General features: G+C 72.4%; 13 protein-coding genes. 4 read left to right on the top strand and 9 right to left on the bottom strand.

Annotated features, from left to right (window positions below; genetic code table 11):
• Positions 1 to 72 precede the first annotated feature (72 nt).
• Complete coding sequence (locus ACFWP3_RS14440; protein ID WP_384220260.1) at positions 73 to 480, top strand: DUF6325 family protein; 408 nt, start codon at positions 73 to 75, stop codon at positions 478 to 480.
• Entirely contained in the window at positions 480 to 893 is a 414-nt protein-coding gene (locus ACFWP3_RS14435) for a hypothetical protein (RefSeq protein ID WP_384220258.1), read from the top strand. The genes ACFWP3_RS14440 and ACFWP3_RS14435 overlap by 1 nt, the downstream gene beginning before the upstream one ends.
• Before the next feature lie 73 nt (positions 894 to 966).
• Here the strand turns inward: ACFWP3_RS14435 and ACFWP3_RS14430 are convergent, their stop codons facing one another.
• The 4 genes from ACFWP3_RS14430 to ACFWP3_RS14415 form a co-directional block, all read right to left on the bottom strand.
• Positions 967 to 1299, bottom strand: coding sequence for a hypothetical protein (locus ACFWP3_RS14430; RefSeq protein ID WP_384220255.1), 333 nt, complete (start codon positions 1297 to 1299; stop codon positions 967 to 969).
• A gap of 159 nt (positions 1300 to 1458) precedes the next feature.
• Complete coding sequence (locus ACFWP3_RS14425; RefSeq protein ID WP_384220253.1) at positions 1459 to 7635, bottom strand: DNRLRE domain-containing protein; 6177 nt, start codon at positions 7633 to 7635, stop codon at positions 1459 to 1461.
• A gap of 226 nt (positions 7636 to 7861) precedes the next feature.
• The gene (locus ACFWP3_RS14420; protein ID WP_384220250.1) at positions 7862 to 8104 is read right to left on the bottom strand and encodes a hypothetical protein; all 243 of its coding nucleotides are present in this window, start codon (positions 8102 to 8104) and stop codon (positions 7862 to 7864) included.
• A gap of 308 nt (positions 8105 to 8412) precedes the next feature.
• Positions 8413 to 9192, bottom strand: coding sequence for a GntR family transcriptional regulator (locus tag ACFWP3_RS14415; protein WP_384220248.1), 780 nt, complete (start codon positions 9190 to 9192; stop codon positions 8413 to 8415).
• Between the two features lie 18 nt (positions 9193 to 9210).
• On the opposite strand from ACFWP3_RS14415, the gene ACFWP3_RS14410 reads away from it, so the two are divergent.
• Positions 9211 to 9678, top strand: a complete 468-nt coding sequence (locus ACFWP3_RS14410) for an NUDIX hydrolase (RefSeq protein WP_384220246.1) — start codon at positions 9211 to 9213, stop codon at positions 9676 to 9678.
• A 650-nt stretch (positions 9679 to 10328) separates the two neighbouring features.
• Positions 10329 to 11708, top strand: coding sequence for an NlpC/P60 family protein (locus ACFWP3_RS14405; RefSeq protein WP_384220244.1), 1380 nt, complete (start codon positions 10329 to 10331; stop codon positions 11706 to 11708).
• Here ACFWP3_RS14405 and ACFWP3_RS14400 read toward each other — a convergent pair.
• The 5 genes from ACFWP3_RS14400 to ACFWP3_RS14380 are packed head-to-tail and all read right to left on the bottom strand — an operon-like array spanning position 11672 to position 17368.
• Positions 11672 to 12919: a styrene monooxygenase/indole monooxygenase family protein gene (locus tag ACFWP3_RS14400; protein ID WP_384220241.1), complete on the bottom strand. Its 1248-nt coding sequence runs from the start codon at positions 12917 to 12919 to the stop codon at positions 11672 to 11674. The two genes, ACFWP3_RS14405 and ACFWP3_RS14400, sit on opposite strands and share 37 nt — an antisense overlap.
• A 49-nt stretch (positions 12920 to 12968) precedes the next feature.
• Positions 12969 to 13619 carry an ATP/GTP-binding protein gene (locus ACFWP3_RS14395; RefSeq protein ID WP_384220238.1) on the bottom strand — a complete coding sequence of 217 codons (651 nt, stop codon included), beginning with the start codon at positions 13617 to 13619 and terminating at the stop codon, positions 12969 to 12971.
• The gene (locus tag ACFWP3_RS14390; RefSeq protein WP_384220236.1) at positions 13600 to 13983 is read right to left on the bottom strand and encodes a DUF742 domain-containing protein; all 384 of its coding nucleotides are present in this window, start codon (positions 13981 to 13983) and stop codon (positions 13600 to 13602) included. The genes ACFWP3_RS14395 and ACFWP3_RS14390 overlap by 20 nt, the downstream gene beginning before the upstream one ends.
• Positions 13980 to 14456 (bottom strand): roadblock/LC7 domain-containing protein, encoded by a 477-nt coding sequence (locus ACFWP3_RS14385; protein WP_361754853.1) that lies wholly within the window; start codon positions 14454 to 14456, stop codon positions 13980 to 13982. The genes ACFWP3_RS14390 and ACFWP3_RS14385 overlap by 4 nt, the downstream gene beginning before the upstream one ends.
• Entirely contained in the window at positions 14453 to 17368 is a 2916-nt protein-coding gene (locus ACFWP3_RS14380; RefSeq protein ID WP_384220234.1) for a nitrate- and nitrite sensing domain-containing protein, read from the bottom strand. Before ACFWP3_RS14380 ends, ACFWP3_RS14385 begins: the two co-directional genes overlap by 4 nt.
• Between the last annotated feature and the right edge of the window lie 22 nt (positions 17369 to 17390).

Raw genomic sequence — 17390 nt, 5'->3', positions numbered from 1 at the left:
GATGCTATGTCCGCTTATGTCATAGTGTGCCGAAGAGTCGTCATAAACGGTCGGAATCAGGAGCCGAGCCCTATGGGACCTGTGGAGTTCATCGTCCTCGCCTTCCCGGAGGAGCAGCTGCGGGTGCCGGCCGTCGAGGCGGTGATGGGGCTGCGCAAGACCGGGGTGGTCCGGCTGATCGACGGGCTCGTGGCGACGCGTACGGCGGCGGGCGAGGTCCTCGCGGCGGAGTTCGACGAGTTCGTGGAGCTACGGGGCCTCCTGACGGGCCGGGACGTGGCGCGGCTGATCGGGCCGGAGGACGTACAGGAGGCGGCGCGGCTGCTGGAGCGCGGGAGCTGCGCGCTGCTCCTCCTGGTCGAGCACGTGTGGGCCGAGGACGCGGCGATCGCCGTACGGGCGGCGGGCGGCCGGATCGTGGGCTCGGTCCGCATCCCGCCGGACCGGGTCCCCGCGGACACCCGGACGGGGGCCGCGTGATGTTCATCCGGCCGGTGGGAGTGACGGTCCGCGCGGCGGTCCGCCCGGCGGGCCGCCCGCTGCTGCGGGGGCTGCTGGCGCGGGCGGCGGGGCCGGTGGAGGGCGCGGCGGGGTCGGCCGGGTCGGTGGACGCGCCGCCGCCGGGGCTGCTGGGGCGGGCGGTCGTCGCGGCGGAGGACTCGGGGCGCGTGGAGTGGGAGCCGGAGGGGGAACCGGAGGGGGAACCGGAGCCGGAGCACGAGGAGGAACCGTGGCCGCCGGACCCCGGCTCCCCGGAGGAACCCCCGCATCCCGGCCCCACGCCTCCGGCGGGCCTGGCGGCGGACCTCGCCGCCCTCGCGGCCCTGGCCCGCGAGGGCCTGCTCACCCCGGAGGAGTTCACGGCGGCCAAGGCCCGGCTGCTGCGCGGCTGACGACGGCGGCGACGACGGCCGCGGCCGCGACCACGACGCCCGGGAGCACCGGAACGGCAGGACCGCAGAGGGCTCAGCGGCCGGCCCGCCGCGCGCCGACCGCCTTGCGCACCAGGGCGAGGACCGCCCACACGAGCAGCACGTTCACCACCGCGCCGCCGGCGAGCGGGACCAGGAGGCCGAAGGGGTTCGCCGCCTCCGGGTCCCCCGGCCCGAACAGCGCGGCCACCGGGAAGAGCACGAAGACCGTCACGAGGAGCGAGCCGGGCAGGGTCGCGAAGTACAACGGCACGGTGGCCTCCGGCGGCGCGCCGGCCAGGGCGGCCGCCACCACGCCGGCCGCGACCAGCGCGACGTACAGCGCGGCCGCGGTGGGCAGCGCCCGAGCGGATCGTCCTGGCCTCATGTGCGGCACGCCCCTTGGAGGTGCGGAGATGACGGAGAGCCCGGGCCCCCTCCCCTACGGAAGGACGGCCCGGGCTCCATTATGACACCACGCCATTGAACGCGTTCAATACCTGCTCAGCGCATGGCGGGCACGGCGTCATCCGTGCTCAGAGCTTGTTCAGAACTTGTTGCGCACCACGCCCTTGAGGTTCTTGCCCAGCTTGTCCCAGTAGCCCTTGGCCAAGTTCTCGCTGCACGTGCGGCCGCAGACCGCGGCCCCTCCGCCCAGCTTGCCGCGGATCTCCAGCTTCATGTGGCCCTTCGACTTGTAGAGGTCGAAGCCGACCCAGCCGCCCGGCCAGTCCGGGTGCCCGAAGCGGGCGCCCAGCTGCAGGTAGCTCTTGCCGATGCTGTTCACGTTCACCGGGAAGTACATCGAGACGCCCCCGACCACCGGCCAGAGCGTGAAGTCCTGACCCTCGTGCGTGATCTTGTTCGGTCGGCCCGGGATCGGGAAGACCGCCTTGAAGTTCTTCTTCCAGTAGTTGAACACCGACTTGTCGGACGCGCCGGTCTTGCCGAGGTCGTAGTACCGGTAGTAGCTCGCCTGCCCGCTGATGTCACTGCACCCGACGGGGTCGCCGCTGCAGTAGCCGTAGGCGTTGGAGCCGCCCGCGTACTTCGGGTCGGACTGCAGGAAGCGGCCCGTGGCCGGCTCGTAGACGCGGGCGCCGGTGAGCGCCAGGCCGCTGAGCGTCTCGCCGGAGACCTGCGCGGAGCCCTTCCAGCCGTAGCGGGCGGCGCCGGTGTCGTCGAGCGGCACGCCGTACTCGTCGTAGCGCTGGACGACCGAGGCGGCCGGGTTGGCCAGGTCGAGCCGCACCGCGACGTCACCGCGCAGGTTCGCGAACTGCAGGACGACACCGCCCGCCTGGCCCGTGGTGGCACCCAGCGCGCCGGTGATGTCGTTGACGAAGCGCGTGACGCTGCCGTCGGCCTCCGAGAGCCAGTCGGGGCTGGTCGACTCGTCGCCGTAGTGCTGCGTGACCTTGCCCGTCGTGCTCCAGACACCGTCGGTGCCCTGGTTCTGGGTGGTGGCGACGGCGGCGCGGCCGGCGGCGTCCAGGTCCCAGATGCGGCGCTGCGTGCCCACCGTCTCGGAGCGCAGCTTGTCACCCGCGAAGTACTCCAGCTGCGTGCCGCCGTTGACCGTCGTGCGGCCGAAGGCGTCGTACGTGCGGCCCGTCAGCCGGTCCGCGCTGTCGTACGTGTAGGCCGTCGACGCGGTGACCGCGTCCGCGGTCCCCGGGTCGCAGTCGTCCGCGGCGGACGACTTGGAGGTGCGGTTGCCGTTGGCGTCGAACGCGTACCCGCGCACGACGCAGCCGGCCGTACCCGAGTCCGTGACCTGGGTCAGGCGCCCAGTCGTGTCGTAGCGCAGCCCGCTGGAGACGGTGGCGCCGTCGGTCTGGGTGTGGCCCGCCTGCCGACCGGTGATGTGGTACTCGGCGACGTCGGCCAGCGCGATCACGCCGGCGGAGTCGGTGTACTGGTGCGAGGTCACCCGGCCCGTGGTGTCGGCACCGATCTTGAGCTGGTAGCCGCCGGGCAGGTTCTGCGAGACGATCCGGCCGTCGATGTCGTAGCCCGCGGTGAACGTGCCCGCGACCGAGTCGGTCATGGTGCCCAGGTCACCCGCGGCGTTGTAGCCGAAGGTGGTGGAGGCGGAGGTGGAGTCCGAGGACTTCACCGGCCGGTCCAGCGCGTCGTACTCGGTCCGGGTCGTATTGCCCGAGCCGTCCGTGTAGGAGATCAGACGGCCGAGGGCGTCGTGGGCGTAGCTCACGGTCTGCCCGTTGGACGTCTGGGACGTGGACTTGCCGGTCTCCGGGTCGTAGGCGAACACCGTGTCCGACACCGCGGTGCCCGGGCCGCCGCTCGCGGAGGCCTTGGCTCGCCGGCCGGCGTCGTCGTAGGTGATGGTGCTGGTGACGGTGGCGCCGTTGGCCGTCTTGGCCGTGACGGCCACTCCGCCCCAGCGGTTGTACTGGTAGGTGGTGGTGGCCAGCTCGGCGGGGTTGGAGCCGCCGCCGGTGACCGTCGCGGCGGGCGCCGTCTTGCAGAGCAGACCGGCCCACTCCGGGCGGGCGGCGCACTCGCCGCTGCCCGTGGCCGTGTAGTAGGTGTACGTGAGCGTGCCCGCGTCGCTGCCGTTGGAGGCGGCGACGCTGGTGGTGGCCAGCCGGCCGTCGGCCCGGTAGGTGGAGCGGGTGTTGGCCAGCTGCTTGCCCTGGCCGTCCTTGGTGGTGATCTCCTCGCCGGTGGCCCAGTTGTACGTCGTGACCGTGGTGCGGCCGTCCGCGTCCTGGGCGTAGCCCTCGATCGACGCACCGGTCACGCTGGAGGTGACCTGGCCGGACACCTCGGCGCCGGCGGGCCGGCCCTCGTCGTACTTGTTCGCGGTGTGCCGGCGTACGGGGACCAGGGCGCCCGCGGGCAGGGCCGGGTTGGCTCCGGAGGCGGCGACGTCACCGATGAGCACGGCCTGGTGGACCGGGCCGTAGCTGTCGAGGAGGCGCTGGCCGTCCTCGGAGTAGACGCTCGTCTCGGACAGGCGCTCGGCGCGCTCGGCCGTGGACAGCGCGGTCAGGCCGAGCGCGGAGAGCGTGGCCGCGGCGTCCGGGGCGGTGCCCAGGGCGAGGTCGCGGTTGGCGGCGCTCAGCGAGGCGACCGGGTTGGCGTAGGCGTCGTACTCGGTGGTGGAGAGTCCGCCGCCGGAGCTGGAGGTGTTGGTCTCCCGCCCGTTGGCGTCGATGTACGTCAGGCTCGCGCGGGCGTACGCGGCGGCCGTGAGGTTGCCGCCCGTCGAGGAGGACGGTACGGAATCGGCCGGGAAGACCGCGGTCGCGTCGGCCGGGACCTCGTTCTGGGCCCAGGTGGCGACGGTGGCGGCGTCCATCGTGAACGGCGCCTTCGCGCCGGTCACCGGCACGTCGTAGACGACGGTGCTGACGGCCTCGCCCGAGACGGTGGTCGCCGAGCCCTGCACGAGGGTCGGGCGGGTCACCTTCAGGAGCATGCCCTCACCGGCGGTGAGGGAGGAGCCGACCTTGCCGTAGTGGAAGTTCCACGGCAGCTCTTCGCCGGGCTGCATCCAGAAGACCCGGTTGCCCGAGTCGTAGGAGTACTGGACCTGCGTCGCCTTCGAGTAGTGGGGGTTCCACTGCTGGCGCAGGCGGCCGTCCTTGTCGTACCGGTAGACCGACAGGGCCTCCGAGCGGGCGCTCGCCGCGCCGGGGTCGGTGGCCCAGAGCTTGATCTCCTTGACCTGGCCGGCGAAGTCGCCGAAGTCGGCCGCCGTCGACCAGCCCGTGGCGGTGGTGGCCGTCGCGTAGACGAACTCCACGACGCGGCAGCCCTTGGTGGACGGGGTGGCCTGGCAGGTGGCCGCGGTGACGCCCTCGGTGGGCGAGATCAGGTACTTCGGACGCGCGACGGTCTCGGTGCCCTTGACCACGGTCTCCGAGACCTGCGTGACCGTGGAGTCGTCCACGGCCGCCGCCGAGGTGGCGAGGGTCCACGTGGTGGCTCCGGCGGCCGCCTTGGTGAAGACGTTGACGGTCGCGTCGCCGCTGTCGCGCAGGGTGAACGAGCCCGAGGCGAGGGACCCGGTCAGGGTGAGCGTGCCCGCTCCGGCCTCGGCGGCCCAGCCGCCGCCGGCCGTGGCGGTGAACGCGGTGGAGGAGCCGTCCGCGTCGAGGATCTCCACGGAGGTCGCGGAGGTCTTGCGGAGCTGGGTGTAGCCGTTGCCCGAGGTCTGGGCGACGACGGAGGAGACCCAGCCGGGACCGTAGATCCGCTCCTGGCCCTCGGAGTCGGAGGGGTTGGCCCGGGAGGAGGCGGTACGGGCGACGGACACCTCGAACGCGGAGACGTCCTTGGCGCTCAGCCGGTAGTCACCGGTGAGCAGGTTGAGCGAACCGGGGCCGACCGAGGTGGTCGGCGCCTCGCCGGCGTTGCGGTCGACGGTGACCGTCGCCTCCGGGGAGGAGTCCGAGAGCGTGCCGTCGGTGAAGACCGCCCGCACGTCGACGGGTCCGTCGTTGGTCAGGGTGTCGGTGACGTTCCAGTACAGCGAGGCGGGCTTGCCGCCGGTGACCGCGAAGGGCCAGCCGGTGATGGCGGTGCCGTCGGAGCTGCGCCGGACGTTGGGCGCCGGCACGTCCTTCCACGCGTCCGCCTCGCCGTGCCGGTACTGGTAGCGCACGCCCGTGTAGGTGCTGCGGCCCTCGGCGAGCAGGGGGACGCGGCGCGCGGGCCGGTCTCCCTCGGAGGGGGCGGTCAGCGCCGCGCCCTTGCCCGCGGAGAAGGTGTAGGTGGCGTCGGCGGAGATGTTGCCGGCCGCGTCACGGGTGTGGGCGGTGACGGTGTGCGGGCCCGCCTTGAAGGTGAGGGTCCTGGACACGGCCGCGCCGGTCGTCGGGACGGTCACCCAGGCGCCGGAGTCGAGCCGGTACTGGATGTCCTTCACGTCGCTCGCGGGCGGGGTGAAGGTGAAGGAGCCGGAGAAGTCGCCGTTGGCGCCGGCCGTGCCGGACCACTGGCCGGCCGGGAAGGCGGTCGAGGAGACCGCGGTGCCGGCGGGCTTGGCGGTGTCGACGGTGAAGGTCTGCCAGGCGGACCAGGTGCCGTTCCACGTCGTGCCGTCGTAGACGGCCGCGCGCCACTTGTAGCTGCCGGGCGCGAGTGCCGTGGCGGGGGTCCACGGCGCAGCCACGCCGGAGGCGGTGAAGGCCGACTTGCCGGCCTGCAGGGCCGCGGTGCCCGTCGCGGTCCAGATCTCGTAGCTGAGCTGGACGGTGTTGCCGTCGGCGTCGGTGGCCTTGCCGGTCAGCGTCGGCGTGGTGTCGCCGGTCGCGGTGCCGGAGAGCGGCGACACGGGGACGGCCGCACCGGGCTTGGTGTTGTAGTTGACCGTCAGCGAGGGCTCGTAGGCCGCGTTGTGCGCGCCGTCGGTCTGGTTCGCCGAGTGGTAGCGGCGCCAGGTGAGGGCGTCGCTCTCGTTCACGGCCGCGATGCGGACACCGTGGTTCGGCTGGCCGTCGGCCCAGGCCTGGACGATCGCGTCGACGTCCCAGGAGACGTGGCCGGCCGGGCACGAGGCGTTGTAGCCCTTGGCCGCGGTGGAGGTCACGGCGCCGGCGGTCGTCGTCGCGGGCTGGTTGGCCCAGGTGATCGCGGACGGGTCCCAGGCGGCGGTGATGCGGCTGACCTGGTTGCCGGAGTTGGCCGTCGAGCACGTGGAGGAGTAGTACGAGTACAGGCGCAGGTCCGTGTCGAGGATCTGCTTGCCCTTGTACTTGTCGACGTTGAACTGGAGGAACGAGCGGGCCTTCTCGGCGCCGTTGTACGTACCGGCCTTCAGCTCGGTCGAGCCGCGCTGCGAGGTCAGGTAGTCGTCGTACTGGATCCAGGTGTCGGTGACCGGGCCCATCAGCGAGTCGGTCGGGTCGATCGTCACCGGGTAGGTGAGCTTGGGGTCCTGCAGGAACTCGAGGCTCGGCTTGAGGACCAGGACCTGGCCCTTGCCGCCCTTGGCCTCCTCGACCTCCACCTCGACCGGGGCTATGTGCTCGGCGTCGCCGGAGGCGCGGTCGTAGGAGGAGTCCCACATGACGGGGGCGGGCGCGGTCGCCTTGGCCTTGTCGGCCGAGTCGTTCCAGCGCAGCCGCTTGTCGGCCGTCTCGGAGAGCTTGAGTCCGGTCGCCTCGACCGGAATCCGGTATTCCACAGCCGTCTTGGGTGCCTCGTGGAGGACGACGGAGTGGGAGAAACCTTCCTTCAGGGCGGTGACGACGAGGTCGCCGCCACCCGCGACGGCGTTCTTGTACGTCGCCGTCGAGCCCTTCAGCTGCGGGGCGGGCAGCTTGTCCTGCCAGCCGATGCCCAGGGACTGACCGCCCCGGCCGACCTTGACGAGGGCCTCGCCGGAACCGCCGTCCGACAGCGCCACGTCGGCCGCCGCCGACTTCGGGCGCACGACGTCACCGGCGTCGACGAGGCTGGTGTCGACGGGCTGCCAGCGGCCCTGGGCGTCCTTGACGCGGATGGGGCCGGTGTACGTCTGCACCGAGGTGCTGCCGTTCGGCTCCGCGAAGGACGTGGTCGAGTCGGTGCGCTCGTCCAGGATCTCGATGGGGCGCTTCTGCAGCCGCGCCAACAGGTGTGCGGTGGCGGCGTCCTGCGCCTCGGCCGGCCCGGCCGAAGGCTTGGCGGCGGGCTTGGGTGCCGGCGGGGCGGCGATGGCCGCCTGCGCGACGAGCACGGTGTTCGCGGCCAGGACCAGGGCCGCCATACCGGCGACGGTCCTGATGCGCCGGGAGGAACGACCCCCGGCAGAGCCGGGATGACCCGTGTCCGCCGAGGATATGAGAGGTCTGTTCAACGAAGTACTTTCTCAAGGGAAGGTAAAACGGAGCTGATCCTCGCAGTTCAAGATCCCACCTGCAATGGCCAAGATCTCAGTGCGCCCGCTCCCCCGAGACCCCCCGCCGAGTCAACGAAGACAGGCCCCTCCACCCTCACTCGGACAAGCCCCCGAGATCCTCCCGGCCGTCGGCGGACTCGACATTGCCGGCAGCCGTGGTGAACTCCCGGCCGGATGCTCCCCGGATATACGCCAGCTCCACCCAGTGCTCATGCGCGGCGGAGTCCGAGACGTTCTCGTTGATCACGGCCATCAGCTCACCTACGGCACCCGACGCGATATCGCGAACCCGCTGACGCAGAAGCCGGTGCGGCACGTATGCGTAGCGCTCACCCACCCGACGCTCCGTCAAAACTCTTCAAAAAGCGCTCCCAACCTGCCAGTGCCCGATCCAGCAGATCCTCACTGGGCCCAACCACCCCAGGCACCCTCACGGCGAGGCACTCCTCGCCGTGAGCGCCGAGTGCGCATCGACAGCCGGAGGCCGCCGCGCAGACAGGAACCACCCGCACCCACTCCTCTATAGGGGCTGAACTCCATCACTCATGCATAGGAGTGACATGAAGAAGAGTGCACTACTCCTATACATGAGTCAACCCGCTGTGGAATCGAAGTCGCAGCGGGCCATGTTCAATTGATGAGCCGTCAGTCGCTCGCCGGCATTCGGTACTCGAATACGAACTGATCGGCGGCCATGAGGGTGTCGCACACCTCTACCACCCTCCCCTCGTCCGTTACGGCGTTCCTCACCAGATGGATCACGGGCGCGCCCGGGCTCAGCGCCAGCTCCGACGCCTCGGCTTTGGCGGCAGGCCGCGCCTGCAACGTCTCCACGAACTCCGCGAAGACGTGGCCGTGTTCCTCCAAGCGGGCATAGATGCCACCACCCCCAGGGTTTTCGGCGAAGAGTTCCGGGATGTCGCGGACCACGTCCCACGGCAGGTACGACGTCGCAGACTCCACGGGAACGCCGTTCCGGAAGTACAGACGCCGGCGAGCCAGCACCTGGGTCCCCGTTTCCACGCCCAGCCTCTGAGCGATTCCCTCCGGGGCCGCCATCGGCCCAACAAAAATGACGCTGACCTTCGCGATGGCACCGGACTGCTCAGACTCCGCCAGGTACGCGGCCTTGCCGCCCTGCCGAAGCGACCGGCGAAAGCGGTCCGACGACCGGTGCCGCACCGGGGGACGGGACTTCACATACGAGCCCTTGCCATGCCTCGTGTCCACCAGGCCACTGGCTCGAATCTCCAGCATTGCCTTGCGAACGGTCCCGCCCGAGACGCCGTAGCGCTCGACCATGTCGGACTCGCTCGGGACCTGGTCTCCCGGCTTCAGGGAACCCGCACGGATCTGCTGGACGATGTCCTCGGCGATCTGCAAGTACCGCGGCACGGCCTTGCTCCCTCCTACAGCTACTCCCATGGTCCTTCGCTTCCTCCTATGCTCATGTACATGAGTAACAGTGCCCCGTCGGACAGGTCAACGCCGCGCCACTCCGTATCGGTAGCCGGAGCGGTCGTGCGGGACGACGGCCGGCTGCTGGCGATCCGCCGGGCGGACAACGGGGCGTGGGAGCTGCCGGGCGGTGTCCTGGAACTGGCGGAGACCCCGGAAGACGGGCTGCGACGGGAAGTCCTGGAGGAGACCGGGATCCACGTCGAGGTGGGGCAGCTCACCGGCGTGTACAAGAACATTGTGGTGGGCGTGGTGGCCCTGGTGTTCCGCTGCAAGCCCTCCGGCGGTACCGAACGCGTCTCCGGTGAGACCACGGCAATTCGCTGGCTCACGCCCGAGGAAGTGTCCGAGCGGATGTCCGACGCATACGCGATCCGACTCCTGGACGCCCTCGACGCGGACGCTCCCCACGTCCGCAGCCATGACGGAGAACGGCTCCTCACCGTCCGGTGACCACCAGACCGACAGCTTGACGCCCCGCCCCAGCCCCGGACGGCGGCCGGCCGCCAAGCCGACCGAAGCGCGTAGCGATCTAACGCGCCTACAGGAGCCAGGCCCCCTTCCGCCCGCCGCCCGCTGTGGCCAGACCGAGCCCCGGCCCGGAGTCCGCTGGAGACGGGCCTGCTCGGGCCAGAGCCGCCGGGGCCGGGGCCCCGCTGCGCTGATGCGCCTCCTCCCCATCCCTCCCCCCGTGACCGTTCCTTTGGGGGCTTCCCGGCAGTCCTTGTCTTTCCGGGGCGGGGCGGTCGGTCAAGAGTGGCCGCAGGCCATCGCGAAGCGACGCGACGAAGGAGCGCTCTTGAGGGACCGTCACGCCCCGGAGAGACGATGGGACTGACGGGAAACCCCCAAACCCTCTCTGATCCGGCCCCGGCGAGATCCCGCTCACCCCCGACCCCGACCCACATGCCCGCAGCCCGCGCCCCGCCGCCGAGGGAGGCGGGTGGGCAACCATGGCTCAAGAGCGGTGCAGCCGAGGGGGATGAAGTCCCGCCCCCGGTGCCACCCGCCCCCAACCGGGTGAGTCCCCTTCGGCCCGCCGCCTCCGTTGGGCGATTTGTCATACCGGGCGTGGCAGCATCGGGCGCCTCGGAGGTGATCCCATGTCCCATCGGCTGCTTCGTGCCGCCTGCATCGCCGCGGTGCTCGTAGCCGTCGGCCCCGTCCCGACGGCCGGCGCCGAGCCCGGCACGTCCAGCGCGCCGGGCGCACCCGGCGCAGCCGCGACACCCGCGACACCCACGTCACCCGCAGCACCCGCGGCACCCACAGCACCCACAGCACCCACAGCACCCACGCCACTCGCAGCACCCCCGGCACCCGGCGCGCCCCGCGCCTCCGGCGAGTCCGTCGGTGTGTTGCTCGCCCGGCTGCAAGGGCTGTACCAGAAGGCCGAGGAGGCCACCGAGGCCTTCAACGCCACCGAAGTCGCCCTCAAGACCCGGCAGAACGAGGAGCAGCGGCTCACCGCAGAGCTCGGCAAGGCCCGTACCGCCCTGGGCGACGAGAAGTCGCTGCTCGGGCGGCTGGCCCGCGAGCAGTACCAAGGCGGCCGCGGCATCTCCCCCTACGCCCGGATGCTGCTCGCCGGCAACCCCCAGGCGGCCCTGGACCAGCGGCGCATCACCGCCCGCGAGGGCGCCCGGCAGGCCGCCGTACTGGAGCGGCTCAGGCGCGGCGAGCGGGAGGCCGGCGCCCTCGCCACCCGCGCCCGCCAGGCGCTGGACTCCCAGCAGACGCTGGCCGCGCGGCAGAAGCGGCACAAGGACGAGGTCGCGACCCAGCTCAAGGAGGTCGAGCGGACGCTCTCCGCCCTGACCCCCGAGCAACTCGCGCAGCTCGGCGCGCGCGAGGCCGCGAACACCGCCGGCGCGCAGCGCGAGCTGGTGGACTCCGGCCGGCTCCCCACCCGCACCGGTACGCCCACGGCCGCCGGCGGCGCGGCCCTCAGGTACGCGGCGGCCCAGATCGGCAAGCCGTACGTGTGGGGCGCCGAGGGGCCGGGGTCCTTCGACTGCTCCGGCCTGACCTCGCAGGCCTGGGCGCACGCCGGCCGTGCGATCCCGCGGACCAGCCAGGAGCAGTGGGCCACGCTGCCGAAGGTCCCGCTGGACCGGCTGCGGCCCGGGGATCTGGTGGTCTACTTCCCCAAGGCCACCCACGTGGGCCTGTACATCGGGGGCGGCAAGGTGATCCAGGCACCGCGCCCCGGCGCGAAGGTCAAGGTCTCGCCGATCGCCGCGAACCCGCTCCTCGGCGCCGTACGCCCGGACCCCGACGGCACGCCCCTCGCGGAGTTCACACCTCCGCCGCTGCCCGAGGCGGCGACGGAAGGCAACGACAGCGGCTACTCCGCCGAGGAGGCCCCGACACCCGACACCGAAACGGAAGCCGAACCGGACGCCGAAACGGAAGCGGACCCAGCCCCGAAAGCCGAATCCCCCGCCTACCCCCCGACCGCCCCCGCAACCGACTCCAAGTAGTCCGCCGCATCCTCCGGGTCATAGAAGTACGCGTCGAAGTCGGCCGGGTTGTCGAAGCCGTTGGCGAAACGATCCGCCACCGGCTGGAGCTGCCCGGCCGCGCCGATCAGGTTCAGTACGTGCTCCGGCGGGACCCCCAGCATCGCGTTCGTCCACTGGGTCACCGGCTTGCCCGTGGTGAACCAGAACTTGTCGAACGTCGCCTTCATCCACGCCTCGTCGAATGGCTTGTCCCCGTGCATCAGGATCGACGACAGGTACGAGGCCGCGCACTTGGCCGCGGAGTTCGAGCCCTGCCCGGTGATCGGGTCGTTGGCGACGACCACGTCCGCGACCCCCAGGACCAGCCCGCCGCCCGGCAGCCGCCCGATCGGGTTGCGGACCACCGGCGCGTAGCGGCCGGCCAGGGTGGCGCCCGCGTCCGTCAGCTCGACCTCCGTGGCGCGCGCGTACTCCCACGGCGTGAACTTCTCCATCAGCCCCAGCGTGATCGCGAGGTGGTCCGCCGGGTCCTTCACGCCCTGGAACACGTCCAGCGGCCCGCCCGGCACGCCCTCCCAGAACAGGATGTCCGCCCGGCCCGAGGTGGTGAGGGTCGGCATCACGAACAGCTCGCCGACGCCCGGGACCAGGTTGCACCGCACGGCCTCGGTCTCCGGGTGTTCCGGGCGCGGGCCGAGCCCGTGCACGTAGGAGACGGCCAGCGCGCGCTGCGGGGCGTCGTACGGGGAGCGTGCCGCGTCCCGCCCGAACATGGACACCAGCTCGCCCTTGCCGGCGGCCACCAGCACCAGGTCGTAGGTACGGGAGAAGAAGTCGAGGTCGGCGACCGAGGCACCGTGGATGACCAGCTGCCCGCCGCGCTGCGCGAAGGTGTCGAGCCAGCCGGCCATCTTCACGCGCTGGTCGACGGATTGCGCGTACCCCTTGAGGCGGCCGAGCCAGTCGACGGCGCGGCTGGTGTCGGGGGCCGCGACCGAGACGCCGAGGCCCTCGATCTTCGGGGCCTGCTGCTCCCAGAAGTTGAGCTGGAGGTCACGTTCGTGCCGGAGCGCCGAGTCGAACATGCACTGCGTGGACATCACCCGCCCGGTGCGGATCTCGTCCGCCGTCCGGTTGGACATGAGGGTGACCTCGTACCCCTTCGACTGGAGTCCGAGGGCGAGCTGGAGACCGGACTGGCCGGCTCCTACGACAAGTATCCTGCGCATTTCTCACGTTCTCTGTTCGGGAGTGGCGTCGCCGTTCGGGGAGGGCCGGCTACTCGGGCGTGCTGTCCAGCGCGTGTCCCACCAGGGTCAGCAGGGACTCGACGACCGTCTCGCGGCGCCGCGCGTCCATGATCACGACGGGCACCTCCGGCGGGACGGTCAGCGCCTCCCGCACGTCCGCCGGCTCGTACGACTCCGAGCCCTCGAAGTGGTTGACGGCGACGGCGTACGGCAGCCCGCAGCTCTCGAAGTAGTCGAGGGCCGGGAAGCAGTCGCGCAGCCGCCGCGTGTCGGCCAGGACGATGCCGCCGACGGCGCCGCGCACCAGGTCGTCCCACATGAACCAGAACCGCTCCTGGCCCGGCGTCCCGTACACGTACAGCACCAGGTCGTCGTCGAGGGTGACGCGGCCGAAGTCCATGGCGACGGTGGTGGTGTTCTTGTCCGGGGTGCCGGTCAGGTCGTCCGTCGGGACGCCGGCCTGGGTCATGACCGCTTCGGTGCGCAGCGGTGTGATCTCGGAGACGGACGAGACGAACGTGGTCTTGCCGACGCCGAAGCCGCCCGCGACCAGCACCTTCACGGCGACGGGGGCACGGGAGCGGTCGTACTGCCACGGCTGGACGGGCTCGTCGTCGGCGTCGGGCGGCACGGAGCCCGGACGGACGGCCGACGACGGGTCAGAGACGGCGAAGGCCACTGAGCACCCTTTCCAGCAGCGCGCGTTCGGGACGGCCGGTGCCGTGGCCCGTGCCGTAGACGCGGATCCTGCCCTGGTCGGCGAGGTCGCTGACCAGGACGCGGACCACGCCGAGCGGCAGTTTCAGCAGCGCGGCTATCTCGGCGATCGTGCGCATGCGGCGGCAGACCTCGACGATGGCGGGCATCTCGGGCATGCGGTCGGGCGCCTTGGCGGGACCGGTGTCGAGGGCGGCGACGAACGTCTCCACCAGCAGGACCTGCGTGAAGCGGGTCCTGCCGCCCGTGAGGGAGTACGGGCGGACGCGGGCGGGACGGCGGTCGGCGCCGCGTATCGGCAGCCGGTCGGAGGCCGGACTCCTCACGGGGTTTTCTCCATCGACTGGCGCAGCTCACTGCGGACTTCGGGGGTCAGGACGTGGCCGGCGCGGCCGACGAACAGGGCCATGTGGTAGGCGACGACGCCCATGTCGCAGTCGGGGGCGGCGTGCACGCCCAGCAGGGACCCGTCACTGATGGCCATGACGAAGACGGAGCCGTGCTCCATCGCCACCATGGTCTGCTTGACCCCGCCGCCGTCCATGAGGGCCGCCGCGCCGGTGGTGAGGCTGCCGAGGCCGGAGACGATGGTGGCCAGGTCGGCGGAGGCGCCCCGCGGGCCCTTGGTGCGGGGCCCCTGGGGGGAGTCGGCTCCCGGGTCGGAGGACAGGAGCAGGAGCCCGTCCGAGGAGACGACGGCGACGGAGTTGACGCCGGGCACCTCCTCGACCAGGTCGGTCAGCAGCCACTGCAGGTTGCGGGCCTGGGTGCTCAGTCCGTACGTACTGGGCGCGGTCATGTGCGTGCCTCCTGTGCGGTGTCCCCCCGGTCGGTCTGCCCCTGGTGCCGGTCCTGGACCTGGTCGTGGTCCCGGTCCTGCCGGAGCTCGGCGGCGGCTACGCGCCGCCCGTCCTGGGCGCCCTGGTAGAACCCGCCGAGGCGGCGCCGCAGTTCGTCGGCGTCGACCTTGCGCGGCGGCTCGGGCGGTGTGTCGTCGGCGCCCGCGCGGCCGGCGGCCACGGAGCGCGGCGTGCGCTTGGGCAGGCCCTTGTCGGTCACGGCCTCGGCCTCGGGGTCGGCCGGGTCGGCGGGGTGGCTGCCCTGCCGCGGCACCCAGTTCTCCTCGGCTGCGGCATGCCGGTGCGGATCCGGCTCGGGCGCGTGTTCCCGTACGTCGGCACCCGGGTCGGCAGCGGACGCGCCGGCCGGGACCTCCGACTCGGGGTCCGCCGCCGCGAAGCCCGCCCCTTCCGCGTCGGGCACGACCCGCGCGAGCAGCTGCTCCTCGGGACCGGGCCCACCCGGGACCTCCGCAGCGAGGCCCACGACGGGAACGGCCACATCAGGGCTCGCCACCGGAACGGCCGCCTCGGGCTCCGCCACCGGGAACCCCGCCTCGGGGCCCGCCACCGGAGCCTCACCCGGAGCCCCGGCCACCTGGACGGCCTCCACCGGCACCTCGGGCACCTCAGTCACCGGCACCTCGACCACCGGAGCCCCGACCACCGGCACCTCAGCCACCGGAACCCCGGCCACCGCCTGCGCCGCGGCTTCCGCCGCAGCCCCCGCCGCCGCCTCGCCCTCCCCCGAGCCGCTGCGCAGCCGGCTCGGGAGGGTGTTCTCGTTGGCCTCCGCGATCACGCCCGGCAGGTGCAGCGCGGGCGCGCCCGGTGTGGCCAGGCTGTGGACCGGGGAGGCCGGCGGGGTCGCGGGCAGCAGTGCGGCCGGGACGACCACCAGCGCCTCGGTGCCGCCGTGCCGCGGGGCGCGCAGCTCCGCGGTGACCCCGTGCCGGGCCGCGAGGCGTCCGGCCACGTACAGGCCGAGGCCCAGGCCGTGTTGCGCCTCGGGCTCCTCGTCGTAGGCCTCGGGCGTGGACAGCCGGGAGTTGAGGGCCTCCAGCCGGTCCTCGGTGACCCCGATGCCCTCGTCGACGACGGACAGCACCACGTCGCCGGAGTCCAGCAGCCATCCGGACACCTTGACCTTGGCCTCCGGCGGGGAGAACGTCGTCGCGTTCTCCAGCAGTTCGGCCAGTACGTGCGAGATGTCGTCGGCGGCGTGCCCGGCGACCTGCGTGTACGAGGGCAGCGCGGCGAGGTCGACGCGCTCGTAGCGCTCGATCTCGCTGACCGCGGCCCGCATGACGTCGACCAGCGGCACGGGCAGGCCCTGGCCGTGGCCGTGCTCCTGGCCGGCCAGGACGAGCAGGTTCTCGTTGTGGCGGCGCATCACGGTCGCCAGGTGGTCCAGCTTGAACAGGGTCGCCAGCCGGTCCGGGTCCTGCTCCTTGGACTCGAGCTCCTCGATCACGGCGAGCTGGCGCTCGACCAGGCCGAGGGTCCGCAGCGACAGCGAGACGGAGGTCGTGGACATGATGCGGCGGTGCTCTTCGAGCCCGGCCCGCAGCTTCGCCAGCTCCTCCTCCAGCACCTCGCGGCCGGAGGCCAGCGCCTCGTTGCGGCCCATGATGCGGCGCCGGTCGGCGTCGAGCCCGGCGATGCGGGTGTGCAGGGAGACGGTCTGGTCGCGCACGGCGTTGAGGTGGCGCACGACCTCGGCGAACTCGTCGTTGCGGCCGGTGAACCGGACCGGCTCGACCGAGCCCTCGGGCGTCGCCAGCCGCTCCGCGCCGCGGCGCAGCACGGACAGCGGCCGGGTCAGCGAGCGGGCCACGGCGGTGGAGACGCCGACGGTGACCAGGAACAGCACGCCCAGCAGTGCGATCACGGTCTCGAGCCGGGTCACGTCGTCGTCGCGCTGCGCGGCGAGCGCGGAGGCGCGCTGGCCGGCGAGGGTGGATTCGACGGACCGCATGCGGTCGATGCGGGCGGTGAGCGCGGAGCCCACGACGGCGCCGTCGGTCCTGCGGTCGGCGGAGGTGAGCGTGGGCCGGTCGGTGAGCCGCTTGAGGTAGTCGTCGGCCGTCTTGACCTCGGGTCCGGTGACGGTGGCGGCGAGGGTCTGGCGGACGTCGGGGCGCGCGGCCCGCGCGAAGTCGTCCAGGGCGGCCTGTTCCCGTACGCGCGAACGCTGGGCGGCGGTGGTGAGTTCGTCGACGACGGCCGAGTTGGGGAGCTGCTCGCCGCGGGGGACGGCCAGCGCGGCGAGCAGCAGTCCGCGGGTGGCCGAGGCCTGTTCCACGGCCTGGCCCAGCGGGGCCATGGGGCGGGTGGTGGCGAGGGCGGCCGTGGCGCGCGGCGGGGTCAGTTCGGCGAGCCGGTCGCCGGGGGTGAGGAGTTCCGCGAGGACTCCGGTGTAGGCCTGGTGGGCGGCGAGGGCGCTGCCCTTGCCGTCGACGGCTTCGGTGCGCACGGCCTGGACGCGGGCGAGGGTTCGGGCGGTGGCCTCGTCGGCGTCGGCCTGGACCTCGGCGATCTGCCGGTCGGTGCGGGCGGCGCGTTCCTGGACGGGCCCCTTGGCCGCGCCGGGGCGGCCCTTGGCGGCGTACTCGACGACGGCGTCGCGTTCGTCGCCGAGGAGGTGGGCGAGGGTGAGCGTGTGCCGGGTCTGTTCCGCGAGGGTGACCAGGCGCTGGGAGTCGTTCAGTTCCCTCGTGGCGGAGACGACGGCGGGTGCGCCGGCCGCGAGGACGGTGAGGCCGGCGACGGCCACGCCCACGACCAGCCTGCGGCGCACGCGGACGCGGCGTCCTGCGGGGGCCGGGCCGTCGGTGGCGGTGCCGTTCTTCCGAGACCGCTTCTTCTGCACCGGTGCTCGCAATCCTGTACGT

The sequence above is a fragment of the Streptomyces sp. NPDC058525 genome, from assembly GCF_042719495.1.
Lineage (GTDB): Bacteria > Actinomycetota > Actinomycetes > Streptomycetales > Streptomycetaceae > Streptomyces.
This window is presented reverse-complemented; position numbering and strand designations above follow the sequence as displayed.

Bases quoted from the DNA above. Each gene is read 5' to 3' on its own strand.
- ACFWP3_RS14440 (WP_384220260.1), top strand. From the start codon at position 73: ATGGGACCTGTGGAGTTCATCGTCCTCGCCTTCCCGGAGGAGCAGCTG.
- ACFWP3_RS14435 (WP_384220258.1), top strand. From the start codon at position 480: ATGTTCATCCGGCCGGTGGGAGTGACGGTCCGCGCGGCGGTCCGCCCG.
- ACFWP3_RS14430 (WP_384220255.1), bottom strand. From the start codon at position 1,299: ATGAGGCCAGGACGATCCGCTCGGGCGCTGCCCACCGCGGCCGCGCTG.
- ACFWP3_RS14425 (WP_384220253.1), bottom strand. From the start codon at position 7,635: ATGGCGGCCCTGGTCCTGGCCGCGAACACCGTGCTCGTCGCGCAGGCG.
- ACFWP3_RS14415 (WP_384220248.1), bottom strand. From the start codon at position 9,192: ATGGGAGTAGCTGTAGGAGGGAGCAAGGCCGTGCCGCGGTACTTGCAG.
- ACFWP3_RS14410 (WP_384220246.1), top strand. From the start codon at position 9,211: ATGCTCATGTACATGAGTAACAGTGCCCCGTCGGACAGGTCAACGCCG.
- ACFWP3_RS14405 (WP_384220244.1), top strand. From the start codon at position 10,329: ATGTCCCATCGGCTGCTTCGTGCCGCCTGCATCGCCGCGGTGCTCGTA.
- ACFWP3_RS14400 (WP_384220241.1), bottom strand. From the start codon at position 12,919: ATGCGCAGGATACTTGTCGTAGGAGCCGGCCAGTCCGGTCTCCAGCTC.
- ACFWP3_RS14385 (WP_361754853.1), bottom strand. From the start codon at position 14,456: ATGACCGCGCCCAGTACGTACGGACTGAGCACCCAGGCCCGCAACCTG.